This is a genomic window from Fibrella arboris (assembly GCF_041321095.1).
GTDB lineage: Bacteria > Bacteroidota > Bacteroidia > Cytophagales > Spirosomataceae > Fibrella > Fibrella arboris.
The window spans coordinates 281,204-300,180 of sequence record NZ_JBGGWE010000003.1; the positions used below are offsets into that span (position 1 = coordinate 281,204).

Consider the following 18,977-nt stretch of genomic DNA (forward strand, 5'->3'; position numbering starts at 1 on the left):
GATGATCGGTTCGCTGGCAAAGATGACAAACAGGGCGCTTCGGCTCCAATATACGATTTGTTAAAAGCCGACGGGCGAACCCCTTTGCAGCAGTTCGCCCGTCGGCTTTTAACAAATCGGCCGGCTTAAGCAGGCGTCAGGGCCTTCTTTTGGTCGTCGATCGCCTTCAACAGCTTGTCGTAGGGTTTATTGAACTTGTCGATGCCCTCGTCTTCCAACTGCTGCATTAAGGCAGCCAGGTCAATTCCTGCCGCCTGTACCTGATCGAGTACCTGCTGCGCCTGTTCCGGGTTTTCTTCCAGCCGGGCGGCAGCCTGTCCGTGATCGCGGAAGGCATCGAGCGTTTCCATCGGCACCGTATCAACGGTTTTGGGGCCTATAAGCGCCTCTACGTACTTCACATCAGAGAACGACGGGTCTTTGCTGCCCGTGCTGGCCCACAGCAGCCGCTGAGGCGTTGCCCCTTTGTCGGCCAGCGCCTTGAACCGGTCTGACTCGAACAGGCGTTTGTAGATCTGATAGGCCTGCTTCGCCGACGCAATCGCCACTTCGCCTTTCAGCTTGCTGAGTCCTTTTTCAACCAGAAGTGGATCAATCAGCGTGTCGATCCGGCTCAGGAAGAAGCTGGCTACCGACGCGATCTGATCAATAGGCTGGCCGGCGTCGGCGCGTGCTTCCAGACCAGCAATGTAGGCTTCCGCAACAGCTTCGTAGCGATCAAGGCTAAAGAGTAAGGTCACGTTGATGTTGATCCCTTCGCTGATCGCCTGCTGAATAGCGGCCAGTCCCGGTTGTGTACCCGGAATCTTGATCATCACGTTAGGGCGGTCTACCGCCTTCCAGAGGGCACGTGCCTGCTCAATGGTGCCAGCCGTCTCGAGTGCCAGATGGGGCGATACTTCCAGGCTGACGAACCCGTCGGCACCGCTTACTTTATCGTCGTAAACGGGTTTGAACAGATCGGCCGCCTGCTGGATATCTGTCACGGCTACGCCATAGAAAATAGCCTCGTTGGATTTACCCTCCTGCGCCAGTTGCTTGATATCCTCGTCATAATCCTGGCTGCTGCTGATCGCTTTTTCGAAAATGGCGGGGTTCGAGGTGATGCCCCGAACACCGTCTTCATCGATAAGCTTTTGCAGACCGCCACTCTTCATAATCTGACGGTCAATAAAGTCGAGCCAGATGCTTTGGCCTAGTTCATGAATCTGTTTAACCCGGTTGGTGCCCATGGTGCATGTCGTTGGTTTATGATCGAGTTGGTTTACTATATCATAAAGCGCTCAGGAGCGGGTTTGTTTGGAATACCGGTTAGTATCAGCACACAAAAGCCGCATGCTAGTACTACCATGCGGCTTTTATTAGCAACGTACCTGAATCCAGGGCAATTCGTTACTCGATCTTCAGGATCTTGATCTCGGTACGCCGGTTAAGCTGGTGCTCTTCTTCAGAGCAGCCAATACCATCAGCACACTTGTTCAGCAGCTCTGACTCGCCGTAACCAGTAGCCTCCATTCTCGATTTGGCAATGCCTTTCGTGGCCATGTAGGCAACCGCCGCTTTGGCCCGGTTGGTCGAGAGTGTTTTGTTGTACGTAGTTGTTGCCCGGCTATCCGTATGCGACCGCATCTCGATGCGCATGCCCGGATACCGGTTCAGCATATACACCACCCGATCCAGTTCTTTGGCGGCATCGGGCCGGATTTTCGATTTGCCAAGGTCATACAGAATATTGTCGATGCGCAGAATATCGCCCTCGCTCAACATAGTCAGGTTCGGTGTGCCCGTTCCATCTGCGGCGATGATGACACCCAGGCAGGCCATGTTTTTATGCGTTGCCTCCAGCTTGTATTCGCAGCCCAGAACGGTTGTAAACGAGTATAGGCCATTGCCATCAGATACCATTTGCTGCGACCCGCCATTGCACTGATCCTCCAGCGAGATCTTTACGCCGGAAACGGGCGCGTTGTCTTTTTGCGTCAATACGCGTCCCTGCTGCTTAACCACAGTGCCAATTGGTGCTTCGGCAGTTGTGACCAGTTTCACGGGTTCAGCGGGCAGTAGCGTAGGGTGGCTCAGCGCCACTTCGAGTCGCGACGGCTGATCATCCTGCATATTGTGCGTGGCGAAGCCTACTTTCGTCTCAATGTATCCGTCGTGCGTGGCCGTTAGCGTTAGCTCACTTTCTGCATCGACACAAATCTTGATATCGCCGTTGGCGTCGGTCTGTAATTCTTTCCGGTCGTTACCAGGCTCACCACCCTGCAACACCACTTTCGTGTTGGCCAGCGGATTTTTGGTCACCTCATCGAAAATATTGACCGTTAATTGCCGGCAGGGATACAGCGAACCTTCCCGTGAGAACCGGTAAATGTCATCATCGGCTCCGCCATTCTTCCGGTTGCTGCTGAAGTAGCCTGATTTCCGATCGGCATCGGTCACAATACCAAAGTCGTCTTTAGCCGAGTTGAGTGGTTCGCCCAGATTCCGAACGTTTTTGGCGGTCTTCCCATCCAGCCCTAATTCGGCGAAAAACATATCGAGATCGCCCAGGCCAGGCAGCCCGTCTGACGAAAAGTACAGATTCCCTTTCTCATCGACGTAGGGGAACAGTTCATTCCCTTTCGAGTTGACGTCCGCGCCGAGGTTGATAGGGGCCGACCAGCGTGTGCCTTCCCACTTCGACACGTAAATATCGGTACCGCCCAGGCCACCGGGCATATCTGAGGCGAAGTAGAGCAGCTGGTTGTCGCGGCTCAACGAAGGGTGCCCGGTCGAATACTCATCGCTGTTAAAGGGCATCTCTTCAATATCGCCCCATACACCATTGACCTGCTTGGCCGTGTAAAGCTTTAGTTTGTTGACGCCATCTTTACTCGTTGCCGACTGGCCGTTGTTGTAGTTATTCCGGGTAAAAATCACCCGTGACCCATCGTTACTGAATGTAGCGGGCCCTTCATGGTATTTACTGTTCAACGACTGGCTGAACTGATCTGATTCAGATACAGGCACCATGCCATAGCCTTCCCCGGCGGCCACCTGGCTGCCTCCGTATACGCCAACGGTACGGCTATCATTGGAGGTGCTGGCCGTAAAATCGTCGCGCCCGAGTGGCCGGTACGATTGCATACGTACCTGGCGGCGGCTGGCCTGACCGCCCCCCAGACTGGCGGCCTTTGTCCCTTTCACCGAACTTAATTCAGGTACGTAGTGCAGATCCAGAAACGGCGTGTTATCCCAGTTAAACACGCGGCGAATACCATTGTCGGCCTTCGACGACGTAACAAAGACCAGCCCACCCCGATACAGCATCGGGCTGAATTCAGCATCACGTGTGTTCAGGTCCAGGAAATCGACTTTGTAGCTCCCCGCATTGCTGGTGAGGGCGCTCACATCGCGGTATAACTTAGAGAAGCGGGGACCACGGCTATCCGTCGATTGCATGCTCCCGTAGGCTTCGTAGGCTTCCTGGGCTTCTTTATATTTCCCGTTGCTGGCCAGAGCCTGCGCAAAATGAAGGTAAGCATCGTTAAAATCGGCGGGTAGTTGGCCTTCGCCAATAAGCGCCCGATACACTCGTTCTGCATTGTGTGTATCGCGCAGTTGACGGTAACAATAGCCCAGTTTGGCCCGAGCCTGGCGTACCTCGGCTTCGGTTGGGAGCTGCGCTTCTGCAATGGCTTTTTCATAAAGCTCTGCCGCCTGAGCATAAGCCAGTTGAGCAAATTGCTGGTCGGCGCGCTTGACCGTATTCTGAGCCGACGCCAGGTGGCCGATCAGGAGAAGAAGCCAGCAAATGGCGAGGGGCAAACGTGATTTCATACGTGAAGCTGTATGAGAATGGGTTAGAAATAAGAAAGGGTACACCCTCGATTATGAGCATGTACCCTCTGAATAGCAAATACTTTGCCGAATTCTTAAAAATAGCGCGGCGTCAGAATTTTGTTCCGGTTAAAGCCCAGTTCATAGCGAATCATGATCTCGTGCGAATTAGGCGAGAACTTACCCAGGCTGTTCAGGGTGCGGTCATACGCATACCCTAACCGGAACTGATCACTCAGTTGCAGTTCGAGCATCCCTACGAGGGCATCATTGGTCTGGTCAGTAAAGGTGTAGAACTGGTTGCGCCGGTAGGATGTACCGATAGCCACCCGATCATTGATCCACAGGTTCACGTTTCCGTCAAAGCCGAGTGGGGCGTCTTCCGAGTATTTGACCAGCATCGATGGCTTCAGCTTCAGTGCCGGGCTCAATCCGATCACAAACCCAGCCATGGCGTAGGCCTGCCGTGCCTGCCGGGAACGAATACCCGGCGCATTGAAATCGCTCAGGTTATTGCGCAACAGCCGGGGCACTGACACGCCCAGATACGACCGGTCGTTGCTGACGTAGATACCCGTACCAAAGTTGGGGAGCATCTTGTTGATATCGGTGGCAAAAGCAGGGTCGTTTGGTCCAAGTTGCCCTGGCGACGTTACCACTTCCGTCAGCCGGTTGCTGTAGGCAGATACGCCACCAGTCAGCCCCAGCGAGAGGGTTGATCGCTGACCTACCCGGAAGCGGAAGGCGTAAGAAGCATAGGCCCCCGTTTCCGTCTGCTTACCAATACGGTCGTTGTAGAGTTGAAGCCCTACGCCAACGCGCTCGCGGTTCAGGGGCATGTCGGCGGTGAAGGTGGCCGTTTGCGGGGCACCCTCCAGGCCGATCCACTGTGCCCGGTAGAGGGCTGTCATGCTCAGCACATCGCGGCTACCGGCATAAGCCGGGTTCAGCGCCATCATGTTGAACATGTACTGCGAGAACATCTTGTCCTGCTGCGCCTGGACCCGGCTGCTGCCAACCCCGATGGTGAGGAGCAGCACAGCCGCCCAAAGTTTGAAAGCGTGTTTGTTACACATATCAGGTAGACTGCTTTGGAATGTTCGGGTCGGGCGGTTGCTAACCGCCCGACCCTACTTATTACCGGTTAATCGTCATGTATCGTACGAATTCGCGACCATCACTCAGTTTCACGACGTAGAAGTAAGTACCGTCTGGCAGACCGTTGCTGGTGTTACCCACCTGCGTTCCTGTATTCGGCTTACCATCCCAGTCGTTCTTGTAGTCTTCGCTGTAGTAGACGCGGTGGCCCCAACGGTTGAAGATTTCGAGACTAACTGTTGTACCCTGCGCTCCCGTGATGACAAATGTATCATTGATACCGTCTCCGTTTGGCGAGAAACCTTCAGGAATGAACACTGTTTGCAGACTCAGCGGCAGGTTCAGCGGCGTGGCTTCGCTTTCGTTCAGATCGGTCGGGTTGTTATTACCGTTCAGATCCGGGTTCATGCCGTTGGTCGACACATCGCGAAGTGTTTCCAGACCCGCTTTCGCTACGGCGTACACCGTATTGAAGAACGTACCTGTTTGTCCGTTGGTCACTACATTGATCCGTACAAGCAGGGTATCTGTGGTTCCTACTGCCAGGCGGCTCGTTGAATCGCCTGTTACCAGCACTGGGTCAGTTCCTCCGTTAAAGCCCGGATTCACCTTCAGCTTACTACCTGATGATGCAATTGGTGTGCCAAGAATACTGAAGCTGGCGCCAACCTGCTGGTTAAACACTTTCGAGAGACTATCCGAGAGTGTCACGTTGCTAAGCGCTACCGTTCCGTAGTTCTTCACCGTAACCCGATACGTAACATTGTAGCTACCGTTAGCCTGGCGGGCCGTGTCCCGAACCATCATGGCTACCCCAATGTGCGAGGCACCTGGCAGGCTGTTGAGCACCACCCGTGTTCCGTCATTGTTGTTGCGTGGATCCAGATCGTTGTCAGGGTCTACGTTCGAACCGGCGTTCGATGTATCAGCTACAGCTACTGAACCACCTTTTGCCGAACCAAGGGCAATGTTGGTGAAGCTCAGCGAAGTAGCCTGCGACACGTCAACCCGGGCAATCAGCTGAATGTAGCGGATCGTCTTGGCTGGCAGTGTGCTGGCAGTCGTATCGAGCATGTTGGTCAACAACCCTACACCCGTATAGCCTGCATTCACTTTCAGACCGGCATCGGCTGTTAACGTGACACTGGTTACCTGCGCGCCCTTGCCGAAGGTCTTCGACAGGTCGTCAACTACCTGAACCTGCTTCAGATCAACTGAACCAAGGTTGCATACCTTAATCGTGTAAGGAACATGCCAAACCGTATTCGAGATGCGTACCGGCGTACCTACCGCTTTCGCTACACCCAACAACGCAGCGGGCAGATCGAAGCGAACGGCCGTTTTGCTGTCATCGTCTGGAACGATGGCTGAACCGGCATTCGATTTATCGGCTACTGTCAGCGTGGTATTCTCTGGCTTGGCCGAAGCATACACCTGGCTGAAGAATGGACCGGCGGCACCGTTTGGCTTCACGTTTACCGTGTAGCTGATGGTGTCCTCCTTACCAGCAGCCAGGCGGCTCAGGTAGCTGCTCAGGTAGTAGGGCGCATCGTTGCCGTTGAAGTCTGAGCTAACCACCAGTTCACTACCTGGGTTCACCGTCAGACCACCTACGATCGAGTAGACTGCCGGGCTGGTATAGGCCCTGGCAATCGTATCGAGCAGGCTTACATTCGTCAGCGCCGTGCTGCCGTAGTTTTTCACGTACACCTTATAGGTCACGTTATAGCTATCGTCAGCCTGTTTCACTACAGATGCAACCGCCATGGCTACACCGAGTTGTTTGGCCTGTGGCTTCGGCGTGGCCGGAATCGTGATGAGCGTAGCACCGCTGTCATTGGTTGGATCACCGTCCTTATCCAGGTCAGCGTCATTTCCTTCCACCGAGCTATCGCTGACCAGCGAGGTCGAATTCAGCGCTGTAGCCGTCGCCAGGTTGGCATACGTCCGGGCTACTGAATCGGCCTTGTTGATCCGTACCGTTGCACTCAGGATGAAGGTCGACGTCTGACCGGCAACCAGCGTGCTGCTGGTAGCCAGCATCTGTACGTTTGCTCCTTTGCCCGTGTAGGCAGGGTTTATCGTCAGCTTGCTGGTTCCATCGGTAGAGGCCAGTTGAGCACTCAGCACCTTGCCTGTTCCGAAGACTGCTTCCAGATCATCCGTCACACTCACCTGCGTGAGGTTTTCGTCACCGTAGTTCGTTACAGCAAACCGGTACTCAACAGCCAGCGTGCTATCGTTGGTGAAGGTTGGCGTACCGATCACCTCCTTAGCCAGACCGATCAGACCCGCTTTGAATGGTGAGTTGTCTGTCACTGTCACACTCGATGTGTTGTTGCTTGACGACGGATCCGCTACATCGCTGTAGGTGATGCTAGCCGTGTTCACTACACTACCCTTCTTCGTGAGGCGGGCGGTGAAAACAACCGAGTCAGTGGCGCCAACAGCCAGGCTGTCGAACCGCTTCATGATAGCGCCGTTGCTTACCGAGTACGACACTGGTGTGTTAGCAATAGCCAGGTTCAGGCCTACTGGCAGCACATCGCGGATGTCTACGTTGTAGGCTTTGCTTGGCCCATTGTTCGTCACTTTCAGTGTGTAGGTGATTACCTCCCCTACTTTCGCCGACGTGTTGCTGACCAGTTTAGCCATCGACAGATCAGCCGATTTACCGTTATCCGTTGCGCAGTTGATGACTTTTACAACTACCTGGGCTGGCAGGCTCAGACACTGGCTGGCCGTACGTTCGAAGATGTAGTACGTGCCATCACCAGCTGCACCGGGGTTCATTACCAGCGCAGACGCTGGCGACTCACCCATCCGGTACTCATAGGTGCTACCGGCCGTCGTGTTGCCGCCTAGTGCCGTACTCAGGCTCACCGTAGTGGCTGGGCAGGCATTACGCAGGTTCGCGACAAGCGGTGCCGCCACTGGAGCAGCCACGTTGATGGCCACGCTGGCTGATGGTACCGAGCTACAGCCATTCTGATCGAAGACCTGAACGCTGTAGTTGCCACCCTGCTTCACCGTGATAGTCTGCGATGTGGCTTTGTTCGACCACAGGTACGTGAATCCGGCTGGTGCCTGGAGCGTCACGGAGTCACCATAGCAAAGCTGAGTGGCGCCAATCACCGACACCGTCGGTTGCTCTTTCGGCCCATTGAGGGTCAGTACCAGGGCATCGCTCTTGGTGCCACAGGCAGCGTTACTGGTCTTCACGGAGAAAGTCAGTGTGACCTGGCCGGCCTGTACATCCGTCGCCGACGGAGTGTACAGAGCCTGGCCGCTAAAGGCGTTATCGAACGTACCTGTACCACTGGTTGCCCATTGGAGAGTCAGGTTATTTCCGGTAGCCTTACCGTCTAATTTATACGTCTTCGCCGCACATACGGCAGCATCTGCACCGGCATCAACCGTTACAGGGTTATCGCCACATGGGATCACATTGCCACAGCTGGTAATGTTCACCTGAATTGGTGCAGGCAGGCTGTAGCAACCACCGGTCGTTTTCTCAACTACGTAGTACGTACCTGATACGGTCACGTTGGTGTTGGTCAGTTTAGACGCTGGCTCCAGTGTGCTGCTTGAGTAGTACTCGAGCACACCACCCGTTGTCTGTACCGGACCGACTGCACTGGCCAGGTTCACGGCCAGGATTGGGCAGGTATTCGTCAGATCCGTTGTCTTCGGCTGTGGCACTTTTGGCAACACAGTGATGACGATGGCGTTCGACACCTTGCTCTTGCAGTTGTTCGATGTGCAGCACTGGGCCGTGTAGGTTGCCGTAATGGCAGGGTTCACGGTGATGCTGCTACCCACCTGGTTGTTGCTCCAGATCGCGAAGGCACCGGCAGGGCAGCCGCTGGCTGTCAGCGTAATCGGCGAGCCGAAGCAGGTCGTCACGTTGCTGGTTGAGCCATTGACTTTCACCACTGGCGTACCTGGCTGACCTACTGTCAGTTTGCAGGCTGGCGACCAGTCGCTCTGGCAAGAACCGATCACACACTTCACCGCGTACGTCGTGCTTTCGCCCGGCGTCACAATGATGCTTGCCGTTGTTTCGCCAGTGCTCCACAGGTAGCTGCCGTTCTCACAACCCTGCGCCGTCAGTGTGGCCGGATCACCCGCGCATACTGTTGGCTTGTCGCAACCGATCGTTGGCACTTTCGGCTGAACCAGGTAATGATCCACCATTTGTGATGGGGCGCTTGTGCAACCATCTACGGTGCATACTGCGCTGAACCAGTTGTCGTGCAGGACGGTGAAGGTAAAGACATTACCCTGCGCGCCGCCTGCCCACGTTACGGTCCCATTCTCGCAGCCTACCGCCGTCAGCGAGACAACCTCACCGTAGCAACGGTTTATGTTGCCTACACCCAGGATGGTTGGCGCAGGTACGTATTTAACTTTCGTACGGGCACCCGTCACATCGAGATCAGCGCAGATCTGGTTCGCCTGAATCCGGGTCATTACATCCGCTGCCGTTGTGGTCCCCAACACGACCGTCGACAGGTCGAGCGTAGTTGGGTTGTACACTAAGGTGTGGATCGTGTAGATACCGGCTTCAGTGGCAGGAACCGTGAACGATGGCGAATTGCTTGTCTGCTGAATCACGAGGCCAGTGCCTTTCGTCAGTACGTAGCGTACCGAGAAACCTGCTGGTACCACACGACCGCCGTTGTCGGTTGCCGATAGGGTTACCGTTGTCATCGTCGACGCGCATACATCGCTCACCACTGATACCAGCGTTCCGGCTTTAGCCAGGCAATTCGCTGGACCTTTCTTACGGACGGTAATCGTGATCGATGGGTCGCTGGTGCAGCTACGGAACCGGCAGGTAGCCGTGTAGTAGCTGATAGCCGCCGATGGGCGTACCACAATCGAATTACCGGTCTCGTTCGTGTTCCAGGTCACAACACCCGGGCAGTTCGTCACGCTCAGCGTCACGCTCTCCCCTTCACTGATCAACGTGCTGCTCGCCGTCACATCTGGCTCTGGCACTGGGATCACCGTGATCGTGTAGAGCGATGAGGGTGCGCTTAAGCAGTTCTGATCAGAGCATTTCACCGAGTAGCTGGTGGTCTTGGTTGGGAATACGGTAATTGCCGATTTACCATTGTCAGCCGCTCCCGTGCTCCAGATCGGTGTACCCGAGCAGTTCTGAACTGTCAGATCAACCGATTCGCCAGGGCAAATCACCGACGTGCTGCAAATCACCGTTGGCGCTGGTGGCGTCGTTACGTTGATCGTGATGACACGTGACTGTGGGCTTCCACAGGTGGTGGCCTGCTTGCAGCTTGCCGAGTAAGTATTGGCGTTGGCCGTTGGGGTCACGACGATTGACGACCCGGTCATCCCGTTCGACCAGATCACCTGTCCGTTGGTGCAGTTACCGGCTGTCAGCGTTACACTACCACCATTGCAGACCGAGTTAGCCGAAGCTGTAACGGTTGGGGCGGTACCGGCTGTTTTCACGATCACCTTCACCGTATTCGATGGCGCACTTTCGCAGTTATCGGTTACGCAGGTAGCTGTGTAGTCAGTATTGATCGTTGGTACAACCACTACTGAGTTACCAGTCAGATTACCTGGGGCCCATTTAACGGTTCCATTGGCACAACCTTCAGCAACAGTCAGCGTCACCGACTCACCAGAGCAGATGGCTGTATTCGGGATGGCCCGAATCGTTGGTGCCGATGGCTTGCCTACCTGAATCGTTACCGACTTAGAGGGGTTGCTCAGGCACTCGCGCACTTTACAATAAGCGTAGAAGCCCTCTGTAGAAGTCACCGTCACCGAGATGACGTTACCGACCATGTTATTGCTCCAGGTAACCTTACCATCGCAACCAGCCGCTGTCAGCGTAACCACTGAACCTGTGCAGACCGACGTAGCCGAAGCCGTTACCGTTGGCACCGCCGCTGGTGTGACCTTAATGGTGTAGTCGTCTGAACGTGGGCTTAGGCAGGTGCCGTCGATACACTGTACCGAGTAGCTGTTGTTCCCCTGCGTTGGCGTCACAATGATGCTCGCCGTTTGTTCACCCGTGCTCCAGATTGGCGTACCCACACAGTTTCTGGCGGTTAGCGTCACCGTTTCGCCTGGACAAACATCTGTTGTGCTGCAAACAACCGTTGGTTTTGGCAGGTCGTTACCAACCTTGATCACCTTGGCCGTTGATGGGCTATAGCAGTTGTTCACGCGGCACTGCGCCGTGATCGTCGTTTCGGCCGTTATCGTCAGCGACACTACCCGTCCAGTCATGTTGTCTGACCAGTAAACCTGGCCATTTTCACAACCAACAGCCGTGAGGCTCACCAAGCCACCTGCGCATACTTTGTCGGCGCTGGCCAGGATGGTCGGTGCCTTCACATCTGTCACCGTCACTGTGATCGGGTTCGACTGGGTGCTCAGGCACGTACCGACCACGCAACTCGCCGTATAGGTAGTTGTAGCCGTTGGCGCTACCTCAATGCGGTTACCCGTCATGCCGTTCGACCATCTAACGATACCAGCGCAATCGCGGGCGGTCAGGATGGTTGATTCGGCAGGGTCATGACCACAGAGAGCGGTGATGGCGCAGGCGATCGTTGGCGCTGGCGTGTTACACTCATCAACAGTGATACCCACTGTAGACGTGTTGTCTTCCGGCTTGCTTGGATCATCGTTACCACCTGTCACCACAGCTCTGTTCACAATAGAGCCCGTTCCTTTCACTTTCGCCTGAACAATCAGGCTACGGTTCGACCCGTTCAGCAGGCTACCAATCGTCCAGATGCCTGTGCCGGCATTGTATTCACCCACTGGCGTAGCGCTTACGTACTCCAGACCAGCTGGCAGCACTTCAGACACCGTTACTGCCGTAGCGTTGATTGGCCCGTTGTTGGTAACCGTGATACCGTATGCAACCACGTCGCCCACTTTGTATGACCCAGCCGTCATTACCGTTTTCACAACGGCGAGGTCGGCCAGGCAAGTGGCTTTCACGGTCACAATCACCTCTTCGGATGGCAGGCTTGTGCAACCGGCAGCACTTTGGGCAACGGCCGTGTAGGTCGTTGACTGTAGTGGCGTTACGACCAGTGCCTTAGCGCTAGCCGTTGACCCGATGAAGACCCCATTCGCATACCAGTTGATCTTGGCACCGGTCGTGAAACCAAACAGTTTGGTGCTCGTACCACGGCAGAGGATCTCGTCGTCGCAGGCCACACCAAGTGGTGCATCCGGCCGCTTGCTGATAGCCACCAGCACCGTGCTGCGGGCAGGCAGACAAACACCGTTACCGTCTGGGTCGTTGGTAATCACCGTGAAGGCAACCTGACCAGCGGCAATATCAGCGGCAGATGGCAGGTACGTTGCCGTGAGGCTATTAGCCCCCGTGAGCGTACCGGCAGTAGCCGTGTTCGATGTCGCCCAGGTTACGCCCGTTGCCGAGCCACCAATGGTGGCCACCAGCGAGATCCGGTCGCCTTCGCACACTGAACCCGACGTGAGGCTCGTCGATACCACCGCTACGCTCTGGCAGCTGCAATCGATCGCGTTCACTGTCAACACGGCCGGGTAGCTGTAGCAACCGTACCGTGAGCGCTCGAAGAGATAGTACTCACCGGCACCAACTGCGGTCAGGTTTGTCACCAGCGGACTGGTTTCGCTGATACCCGTACGCCATTCCAGCGTGCTGCCAGGCAGCGGTACGTTGTTCAGTTTCACCGAGGTCAGATCGAATAGCTTGTCTTTGCAGATCGTCACTTCTTTCAGACACGAAGGCGTGTTCGGACGAGCGTTGACGATGATGACAACTGGTTTGATCTCACTCTTACAGCCATCGGCCGTTTCGGCCTGTACATAGTAGGTCAGATTGGTCGTCGGTGCCACTTCTGCTAACTGACCGCTCACCGTCGTGAAGGCCAGCACCTGCGCTGTTGCGTCGAGGTACCAGTTCACTCTCGATGCGCCGGCAGCGATAGCGCTTACCGACGTAGAACCACCCACACAGAGACTCATGTTGGTTGTTCCAGCGACCAGCACCAGTTGCGTAGCACACTTGCCAGCCACACCCGCGTCGATCGTCATGTTATTCCGACCTACGTTTCCTAGGGCCAGCGCCGTGTTGATATTAATCACTTTGCTGAAGCCATCTGCGCCTGGGTCACTGTCGACGGTGCGGTCAGAACCAGCCTCCGTCAACGTGAATACTTCACCCGTTGGCAGCGTGAACTTCACTTTGTAGTTCCCTGAGATCAGGTTATCGAACAGGTAATACCCGGTGCCATCTGTTACCGTTTCGGCCAGTGGCGCTGTCAGGTTATTGCTGCTGAACAGTTCAACCGTTACACCGGCAATACCCGTATTGCCATCGTTCTGAATACCATCGTTGTTAGTGTCGCGCCATACGTAGTTACCAATAGAACCGTATGGAACAATACCCGCGTCGATCGTCAGGTTGACACGAGCCGTGCTGGAGAGTGGCTGAGTCACGTCGAGCGTGATCACATCAGTCAAACCATCCACTACCCCCGCATTACTGTCAACATCAGTCGCTACACCTGTCTTGTTTTTCGTCGTAAACACGCTACCAGCCGGGGCAACGAACTTCACGATATACTGACCCGAAGGCAGACCATCGAACAGGTATTTACCTAAGCCATCGGTTGTGGTAGTGGCCAGCGGCGTAGTGGTGTTCGAGGCAGCAAAGAGCTGTACCGTTACACCCGCCACACCTGGCTCCTGACCAATCGCACCTTGCTGACCGTCGTTATTATAATCGAACCAAACATAGTCGCCGATAGCACCCAGGTTGCGAATAAAGCCACCGTCTACTGTTGGGTTATTTTCACCCGAAGCCAGTGTGATGCTCTGGCTACGGCCAGTAATCGGATCGGCGTCGCTGTCGTTCGCTCTGTCGCCACCAACCAATGGGGTTGTTGGTACATAGCCAGCTGGCGTGGTGAAGCCAACACTGTAGCTATTCGACGTACCTGGGGTCAGCCCCGTGAACGAGTACAGACCGTTGGCATTTGTCGTCGTCGTAGCGACGGCTGAACCATTCTGGTAGAGCGTCACGATTACACCTGGAATTGGGGTATCACCCGCATCCTGAATGCCATCGCGGTTAACATCAGCAAAGACGAAGTTACCCAGTGAAGCAGGTTTGAAGAAGCCAGCATCTACCGTCGGGTTGAACTCGTTGGCCGTCAGCGAGTACGTGCCCGTCAGGCCACCGACACCCGCATCCGAATCCAGGGCGTCGTTCCCTACGTTAGCCAGTGTTGGCACGTACCCCGCTGGCTGGCCGAAGCCCACCACATAGGGCGTTCCGGGCGTCAGACCCGTGAAGCTATAACCACCATTGACATCCGTAGCGGTGGTTGCAATGGCTGAACCACTCGTGTAGAGCGTTACCAGCACACCCGGAATCGGCACATCGCCCGCATCCTGCACGCCGTTGGCGTTCCTGTCCTCAAACACGTAGTCGCCCAGACCCGCTGTTGGCTGGTAGAAACCAGCGTCCACCGAGGTGTTGCTCTCCCCGCTGCTCAGGGTCAGCCCCGTTGTCCGGCCCGTGATGGGGTCAGCATCTGAATCAAGACCGTCGAAGCCGACATTGGCAGAGGTCGACTCAAAACCAGCTGGTTTGCCGAAGCCTACCGAGTATACATTACCAGCGCCTGGAGTCAGCCCCGTGAACGAGTATAGGCCAGAACCATTGGTGGTGGTGGTGGCTACGGCTGAACCATTCTGGTAGAGCGTTACCACGACCCCCGGGATTGGGCTGTCGCCCGCATCCTGTACGCCGTTGCGGTTGGTGTCGTTGAACACATAGTCACCCAGTGAAGCAGGTTTGTAGAAACCAGCGTCCACGGTTGGGTTGAACTCGTCAGCGGTCAGTGAGTACACACCCGTCAGCCCCGTAGCCACACTGGCATCCGAGTCAAGGGCGTCGTTCACTCCCACGTTAGCCGTGGTTGGCACGTACCCCGCTGGCTGGCCGAAGCCCACCACATAGGGTGTAGCGGGGGTCAAGCCCGTGAAGCTGTACAGACCGTTCACATCCGTGGTGGTCGTGCCGATAGCTGAACCGTTGGTGTACAAGGTCACCAGCACGCCCGGAATCGGCACGTCGCCTGCATCCTGCACGCCATTGGCGTTCTTATCCTCAAACACGTAGTCGCCCAGACCCGCCGTTGGCTGAATAAAGCCACCATCAATAGTTGGGTTGTTCTCGCCCGAAGCTAATGTCAGGCTCTGGCTACGGCCAGTGATCGGATTAACATCCGAATCGTTGGCAGAATCTGTGCCTGATAGTGGTGTAGTCGGTATGAAACCGCCTGGTGTAGTGAAGCCTACACTATAGGTTGTGCTGCTACCAGGTGTCAAGCCCGTGAATGAGTACAAGCCATTCACGTCTGTCGTAGTCGTAGCGACTGGCGAACCATTCTGATACAGGACAACTACGACACCAGGAATTGGGGTATCACCTGCATTCTGAATACCGTCGCGGTTCCTGTCGTTGAACACGTAGTCACCCAACGAAGCAGGCTTGTAATAGCCAGCATCTACGGTTGGGGTGAACTCACCGGCCGTCAGCGTATACGTACCTGTACGACCAGTGGCCAGGATCACATCCGAATCAAGAGCATCGTTAGCGCCTATGTTACTTGCCGTTGTGGCGAAGCCAGCCGGTGTGGCAAAACCTACCTGATAGACATTCTGTGAACCAGGCGTCAGGCCCGTGAAGCTATAACCACCAGCAATATCTGTTGTGGTTGTTGCTACGGCGCTACCGTTTTGGTACAAGGTTACCAGCACGCCCGGAATCGGCACGTCGCCTGCATCCTGCACGCCATTGGCGTTCTTATCCTCAAACACGTAGTCGCCCAGACCCGCTGTTGGCTGGTAGAAACCAGCGTCCACCGAGGTGTTGCTCTCCCCGCTGCTCAGGGTCAGCCCCGTTGTCCGGCCCGTGATGGGGTCAGCATCTGAATCAAGACCGTCGAAGCCGACATTGGCAGAGGTCGACTCAAAACCAGCTGGTTTGCCGAAGCCTACCGAGTATACATTACCAGCGCCTGGAGTCAGCCCCGTGAACGAGTATAGGCCAGAACCATTGGTGGTGGTGGTGGCTACGGCTGAACCATTCTGGTAGAGCGTTACCACGACCCCCGGGATTGGGCTGTCGCCCGCATCCTGTACGCCGTTGCGGTTGGTGTCGTTGAACACGTAGTCACCCAGTGAAGCAGGTTTGTAGAAACCAGCATCTACGGTTGGGTTGAACTCGTCAGCGGTCAGTGAGTACACACCCGTCAGCCCCGTAGCCACACTGGCATCCGAGTCAAGGGCGTCGTTCACTCCCACGTTAGCCGTGGTTGGCACGTACCCCGCTGGCTGGCCGAAGCCCACCACATAGGGTGTAGCGGGGGTCAAGCCCGTGAAGCTGTACAGACCGTTCACATCCGTGGTGGTCGTGCCGATGGCTGAACCGTTGGTGTACAAGGTCACCAGCACGCCCGGAATCGGTACATCGCCCGCATCCTGCACGCCGTTGGCGTTCTTATCCTCAAACACGTAGTCGCCCAGACCCGCTGTTGGTTGGTAGAAACCAGCGTCGATAGTCGGGTTGTTCTCGCCCGAAGCCAGCGTCACTGCCGTTGACCGGCCCGTGATGGGATCCGCGTTCGAGTCTTTGCTGGCATCGGTACCTGACAAAGGCGAAGTGGTCGAGTAGCCAGCTGGGGCTGTGAAGCCTACCACATAGCTGTTCGACGTACCTGGGGTCAGCCCCGTGAACGAATATAAGCCTGAAGCATCTGTCGTCGTTGTCTGAACGATCGTTCCGTTCTGATAAAGCGTTACAACAACGCCGGGAATTGGGCTGTCGCCCGCATCCTGAATACCATCACGGTTCCTGTCGTTAAATACGTAGTCGCCCAGTGAAGCAGGTTTGAAGAAACCAGCATCTACGGTTGGGTTGAACTCATTGGCTGTCAGCGAGTACGTGCCCGTCAAGCCGGTAGCCACGCTGGCATCCGAATCGATAGCGTCGTTACTGCCCACATTAGCGGCCGTAGGCTGGAAGCCCGCTGGCTGGCCGAAGCCTACCACATAGGGCGTTCCGGGGGTCAGCCCCGTGAATGAGTATAGACCAGCGGCATCCGTGGTGGTGGTGCTGATAGCCGAGCCGTTGGTGTACAAGGTCACCAGCACACCCGGAATCGGTACATCGCCCGCATCCTGCACGCCGTTGGCATTCTTGTCCTCAAACACGTAGTCGCCCAGACCCGCTGTTGGCTGGTAGAAACCAGCGTCCACCGAGGTGTTGCTCTCCCCGCTGCTCAGGGTCAGCCCCGTTGTCCGACCCGTGATGGGGTCCGCATCTGAATCAAGACCGTCGAAGCCGACATTGGCAGAGGTCGACTCAAAACCAGCTGGTTTGCCGAAGCCTACGCTGTAGGTATTGGACGTACCCGGCGTCAGACCAGTAAATGAATACAGGCCGTTTACATCCGTGAGCGTTGTTCCAACTGCGCTACCATTTTGATAGAGCGTAACGAGTACGCCCTGGATTGGTGTATCACCTGCATCCTGGACGCCGTCACGGTTTTTGTCGTTAAACACATAATCACCCAATGAAGCAGGTTTGTAGAAACCAGCATCAAGGGTGGGGTTATTTTCGCCGGGGGCCAGCGTCACCGACAGGCTACGACCTGTGAGCGGATCAGCGTTGGCGTCTGAATCTTTTGTGTTATCTGTACCCGACAATGGCGCCGTGGTTGTGTAACCGGCTGGAGCCGTAAACCCTACGCTATAACTGATACTCGTTCCGGGCGTCAGGCCCGTAAATGAGTAAAGACCGGCAGCATTTGTCGTTGTCGTAGCTATAGCCGTACCATTATCGTACAGGGTTACCAGCACGCCTGGGATCGGCACATCGCCCGCATCCTGAACGCCATTGGCATTCTTGTCCTCAAAGACATAATCCCCCAAACTAGCCGGGATCCCTGGGTTGACCAGAATATTACAGCAGTTACTTACATCGCAACCATTCAGTTTTCCTGAAAACGAATAAATGCCGGGCGCCTTAATAGTAAGGTTACCGGAAGCGTCAACACTTGCTTCTGTTGTTGTTCCTGAGATCGGGTTACCATTGACATACCAGGTAACCGCACTAAAGCCCGCAGGCTTGTCAACAATGTACTGGTCACCAGCATACCAGGTAAGCGGGACCGAGAAACAGGCATTATCGTAGTCATCTTCAACCAGTGAGCCATTCCCAGGAATTGAGTTGGCATCCGTTCCATCCATCGAGGCCACCTCGGCCGAATTGAACGAGACACCTTCACCATCAACTCGGGCGGTGATCAAGAGGGTCACCGTCTGACCAGGGCTCACCGAGCCGATAGTCCAGCTGCCAGTGTAGCTGGCCGTGTTGAACGAAAAGGTGCCTACCGAGGCCGTTGAGGATAGATACGACGACAGCCCGGCTGTCATGGACTCACTCACTACTACACTAGTCGCCGTGGCTGAACCTGTATTCGTAACCGCAACAGTATAAGTAATTACATCACCAAGCGTCGGCGATGCGTTACTGATTGTCTTTTCGAGCTTGAGGTTAACAGACGATGTTTGCGCGTAAGCACCTGTTGCCAGGGCTACTAACACAAACATAGCTGTTGACAGCCGTCGCAGCGCAGACACTCCGCTTAAGGTAGCCGAACCAGTATGCTGATGCAGAAACGCAATAAAATAAGCCCAACAGGAGCTTATTCGGCGTAAAAACTGGTTTTGTAAAATTAGATCATTCATTGCAAGCGGGATAAATTGTAAGCTGGATAGATTGCCAAACAGTGGGTATCTGGATCGTTCGTCGGGCGGTTCGGCCCACCGGGGTGGCCTTTCAGGCCTATTCCCGGCCATTGGCTGTTCTGAGAACCAGATCGTTCTGTTAGCAATTTTTAGTTGCAGGAGACGTGACACGAAGGTCCATGCTGCAAGCATACATCCTATTTGCAGAACCAGGCGCTCAAAGAAAAAGAGCAGCTGACCTGTAAAGGCTG

Annotated in this window: 4 protein-coding genes; all 4 read right to left on the bottom strand. The window is 55.4% G+C overall.

The features are described from left to right. Window positions 1-125 precede the first annotated feature (125 nt). The 4 genes from tal to ACAW75_RS06310 all read right to left on the bottom strand — a co-directional run bounded on the left by tal (window position 126) and on the right by ACAW75_RS06310 (window position 18,588). On the bottom strand, window positions 126-1,232 hold the full coding sequence (gene tal, locus ACAW75_RS06295) for a transaldolase (protein ID WP_370727835.1): 1,107 nt from the start codon (window positions 1,230-1,232) through the stop codon (window positions 126-128). Window positions 1,233-1,392: 160 nt separating this feature from the next. Next, window positions 1,393-3,822 carry an OmpA family protein gene (locus tag ACAW75_RS06300; RefSeq protein WP_370727836.1) on the bottom strand — a complete coding sequence of 810 codons (2,430 nt, stop codon included), beginning with the start codon at window positions 3,820-3,822 and terminating at the stop codon, window positions 1,393-1,395. Window positions 3,823-3,917: 95 nt separating this feature from the next. Continuing rightward, window positions 3,918-4,898 (bottom strand): PorP/SprF family type IX secretion system membrane protein, encoded by a 981-nt coding sequence (locus ACAW75_RS06305; RefSeq protein ID WP_370727837.1) that lies wholly within the window; start codon window positions 4,896-4,898, stop codon window positions 3,918-3,920. 61 nt (window positions 4,899-4,959) lie between these two features. Next, on the bottom strand, window positions 4,960-18,588 hold the full coding sequence (locus tag ACAW75_RS06310; protein ID WP_370727838.1) for an SdrD B-like domain-containing protein: 13,629 nt from the start codon (window positions 18,586-18,588) through the stop codon (window positions 4,960-4,962). Window positions 18,589-18,977 lie beyond the last annotated feature (389 nt).

What these genes read in the sequence shown, in the direction of transcription:
- tal (WP_370727835.1), bottom strand. Translation starts at nt 1,232, where the DNA reads ATGGGCACCAACCGGGTTAAACAGATTCATGAACTAGGCCAAAGCATC.
- ACAW75_RS06310 (WP_370727838.1), bottom strand. Translation starts at nt 18,588, where the DNA reads ATGTTTGTGTTAGTAGCCCTGGCAACAGGTGCTTACGCGCAAACATCG.
- ACAW75_RS06305 (WP_370727837.1), bottom strand. Translation starts at nt 4,898, where the DNA reads ATGTGTAACAAACACGCTTTCAAACTTTGGGCGGCTGTGCTGCTCCTC.
- ACAW75_RS06300 (WP_370727836.1), bottom strand. Translation starts at nt 3,822, where the DNA reads ATGAAATCACGTTTGCCCCTCGCCATTTGCTGGCTTCTTCTCCTGATC.